General features: G+C 66.3%; 5 protein-coding genes. All 5 read left to right on the top strand.

Annotated features, from left to right (window positions below; genetic code table 11):
- Positions 1-426 (top strand): sensor histidine kinase (locus APY03_RS39135; RefSeq protein ID WP_157103534.1); only part of this gene is annotated, 426 nt, incomplete at its 5' end.
- A 534-nt stretch (positions 427-960) separates the two neighbouring features.
- Positions 961-1,632 carry a ferritin-like domain-containing protein gene (locus tag APY03_RS39140; RefSeq protein WP_332112738.1) on the top strand — a complete coding sequence of 224 codons (672 nt, stop codon included), beginning with the start codon at positions 961-963 and terminating at the stop codon, positions 1,630-1,632.
- 422 nt (positions 1,633-2,054) lie between these two features.
- Positions 2,055-2,447, top strand: coding sequence for an IS66-like element accessory protein TnpA (gene tnpA / locus APY03_RS39145; protein ID WP_068686162.1), 393 nt, complete (start codon positions 2,055-2,057; stop codon positions 2,445-2,447).
- Positions 2,448-2,459: 12 nt separating this feature from the next.
- The gene (tnpB, locus tag APY03_RS39150; RefSeq protein ID WP_068686164.1) at positions 2,460-2,801 is read left to right on the top strand and encodes an IS66 family insertion sequence element accessory protein TnpB; all 342 of its coding nucleotides are present in this window, start codon (positions 2,460-2,462) and stop codon (positions 2,799-2,801) included.
- Between the two features lie 71 nt (positions 2,802-2,872).
- Positions 2,873-3,289: transposase (locus APY03_RS39155; RefSeq protein WP_198161386.1), on the top strand; the 417-nt coding region annotated here is incomplete at its 3' end.

The raw sequence follows: 3,289 nt of genomic DNA on the forward strand, positions 1-3,289 counted from the left end.
CGGATTCGAGGGGAACAACGTGGTGAGAAACTACAGCTAGATGAAGCCGGCCAGCTGCCGATCGTTGCCGACGCGCATCGCCTGCAGCAGGTGTTCTGGAATCTTCTATCAAACGCGGTCAAGTTCACCCCGGCGTCCGGACGCATTGAACTGCAGCTGCGCCGCGACACCCGGATGTACGCCGTCTCGGTGACGGACACTGGCAGTGGCATCGAAGAGGCGATGCTCCCGGATGTTTTCAAGCCATTCACGAAGCAACTGAAGGCAAATGCGCAAGGGCTGGGACTCGGCCTGTCGATCGCCCGTCACATCGTCGAGCGCCACGGCGGAACGATCCGGGTGGAAAGCGCCGGCCGCAACGCCGGGGCGACCTTCCATGTCGCGCTGCCTGTGCCTTCACATTCTGCGCCCGACGCAGCTGTGTAGCAGGAAGCCGCGAAACGCGAGCTGGCCAGTCCTTGCCGGAAGAGCTCGACTAAGCCTTTTCTCGGCAAAAGGCCGCAGCGGCAAATCCTTACAGCGGTCGTCATACCTTGATGACGATCGACCTGGAGCCTCGCGCCAGGATAGTGGATTGACCGCCCGATGGCGCTAGGCGCTATCCAGGAGTCGCATCATGATCAAGGAAAATCAGCCTTCCGACGACACGAACCCCGACCCCTTGACGGGAGAGCCGGGCGCCCATCCCGTCGGCACGGGCCTCGGTGCGGCCGGCGGCGCAGTCGCAGGCGCTGCTGCCGGCGCAATGGCTGGACCGGCCGGCCTGGTCGCCGGCCTGGTGGTGGGTGCCGTCGCCGGCGGCCTGGGCGGCAAGGCGGTGGGCGAGCGCATCAACCCGACCGTCGAAGGCGCCTACTGGCGTGAACGCTACGTGGCGAGCCCTTCTACGAGGCGGGACGCAGCTACGACGACTATCGCCCCGCGTACGAACTGGGCTGGTCCAGCCGCGCGATGCACGCGATGCACAAGGACGACTTCGACAGCATCGAGCCGGCCCTGGCGCAAGAATGGAATGCCCGGCGGGGCGACTCCAGCTTGCCATGGGAGCAGGCCCGTTCAGCCGCGCGCGCGGCCTGGGATCGTGCGGAAGGCGCCTATTTCCGCACCGGCGACCCTGACGACAGCTCGGAGAGCAGCGAGGCTAAGGAGAACGAGCAGGTGGTTGGCGTGCTCAACGAACTGCTCGAATCCACGCGGGATGCAGAGTTTGGCTTCCAGGCCTGTGCAGATGAAGTAGCGGCGGCGAACCTACAGCAATTGTTCTATCACCGCGCCGAGCAATGCCACCAGGCCGCCGACGAGTTGGTTCAGTTGATCTGGCGTTTCGGCGGCACGCCCTCCGAGGGAGGCACGGCCGGCGGGGCCATGCATCGTGGCTGGATCCACATCAAAGGCGCCATGGGCGCGGACAGCGACCTGGCGATGCTCGAGGAATGCGAACGAAGAGAGGATGCCGCGTTGGCGCGGTACAGCAAGGCATTGGCGCAGACCCTGCCGCACGAGGTGCGCAGCTTCGTGGAACGCCAGGTCCAAGGCGCTCGGCGAAATCATGATCAGATTCGGGACCTCCGAAACGAGGCGAGGGATGCGCCCGATGAACGCGGCGGCCAAGCGGAGAACGTGAGGCGGTGAGGAAGGCGTTCTCGCGCGCGAGAACCCCAAGGAAGTCGAATCATGAGCAATGACAAGACTCCACCTGCGGAGGATTACCTGAACCGCGATCCGATCAGCGGTACGCCGGGCGCACATATCGTTGGCTCCGGTCTGGGAGCGGCGGGAGGCGCGGTGGCCGGCGCAGCGATGGGTTCGGTAGCGGGGCCCGTGGGCGTTGCCGCCGGCTTGGTGGTGGGCGGCATCGTCGGAGGGCTGTGTGGGAAGGCAGTCGCCGAGCGGGTGAACCCCACGGCCGAGATCGACTACTGGCGCGAGCGCTACACCAGCGAGCTTTACCACCAGGCCGGCTGCAGCTATGAAGTGAGCGTCCGGCCATCCCACCTTGCGTCCGTCGCGGCGCCCTCTGAGGATGGCGTCCACCTAATTTTTGGCGGACGCCTATGCATTCCAATCGCTCCAATCGCCGGGTCCACAGTGCCGAGTTCAAGGCGCAGATCCTGGCCGAGTGCCGACAGCCCGATGCGTCGGTCTCGGCCGTGGCCATCGCGCACGGCCTGAACACCAACGTCGTGCGCAAGTGGCTCACGGGCCGCGGCCTCAAACGCATGAGCATCGCGGCGCCTGCAGTCGATGGCAACGCGCCTGCTCTTCAGTTCGTTCCTGTCGAGTTACCGCGAGCTGCGACCTCGGTCGCTGCCCCTGCATCCGAGCCCGACATCCGCATCGAACTTCAGCGCGGCGGCCTGCACGTGAAGCTCCAGTGCGCTGCCAGCGCAGGCGCGCTGTACGCCGTGCAGTTGCGCGCGCTGGCCGATGCGCTGTGCGCCGCTTGAGGAGCCGGCGCGTTGATCCGCATCGACACGCTGTGGCTGTGCACCCAGCCACAGGACATGCGCGCCGGTGCCGACCGGTTGCTCAACATCGTCGTCAACACTGTCGGCGCGGCCCGTGCACATCATGGCTACCTCTTCGCCAACCTGCGGGCCACGCGCATCAAGCTGCTCGTGCACGATGGCTTCGGCGTATGGTGCGCCACGCGCCGCCTGCATGCCGGGCGCTTCGTCTGGCTGGAGCATGCGCCAGGGCAGGCTGCAACGCTGCAATTGACTGCGCAGCAATTCGAAGCCCTGGCGGTCGGCCTGCCATGGCAGCGCCTGGGCGAACTCAGCGTCATTAGCCGATCATGAGGTGGCGGGAAGCCCTTCGGCGCCGTTGACATCGCATCTGCCGATGCGCAAGGCGCTCCGAGTCGGGCAACATGCCGGGCATGCTCGGCGACAACGCTGCTTCCCCCATCGACATGGCACAACTGCCGCCGGGGGCGGCCGCGCTGATCGCGCGGCTGCAGCAGAAGGTTCAGGCCCAGGCGCGGGAGATCGCTTGGGCGCATGCCAAACTCGAGAAGGTCAACTTCGAGCTCGCCCGTCTCAAACGCTGGAAGTTCGGCGCCAAGACCGAGGTCATGACGGCCCAGCAGCGCGCCCTGTTCCAGGAGGCGTTGGCCGAGGACGAAGCCAGCCTGAAGGCGCAACTGGCCGAGTTGCAGCGCGAGCTGCCTGAGGCACCCAAGACCCCGAAGGCACCCCCGCGCCGACCACGCCGCGAGAAGCTGCCCGAGCACCTGGAGCGCGTCGAGTGTTGGCGCCGGCCGAAAATTGACCCACCTGTGAGGGTT

Origin of the sequence: Variovorax sp. WDL1 (assembly GCF_001541225.1) — a bacterium.
Classification (GTDB): Bacteria; Pseudomonadota; Gammaproteobacteria; order Burkholderiales; family Burkholderiaceae_C; genus Variovorax.

Excerpts from the sequence above, each read along its gene's own strand:
- APY03_RS39140 (WP_332112738.1), top strand. The coding sequence starts at position 961 with ATGCACAAGGACGACTTCGACAGCATCGAGCCGGCCCTGGCGCAAGAA.
- tnpA (WP_068686162.1), top strand. The coding sequence starts at position 2,055 with ATGCATTCCAATCGCTCCAATCGCCGGGTCCACAGTGCCGAGTTCAAG.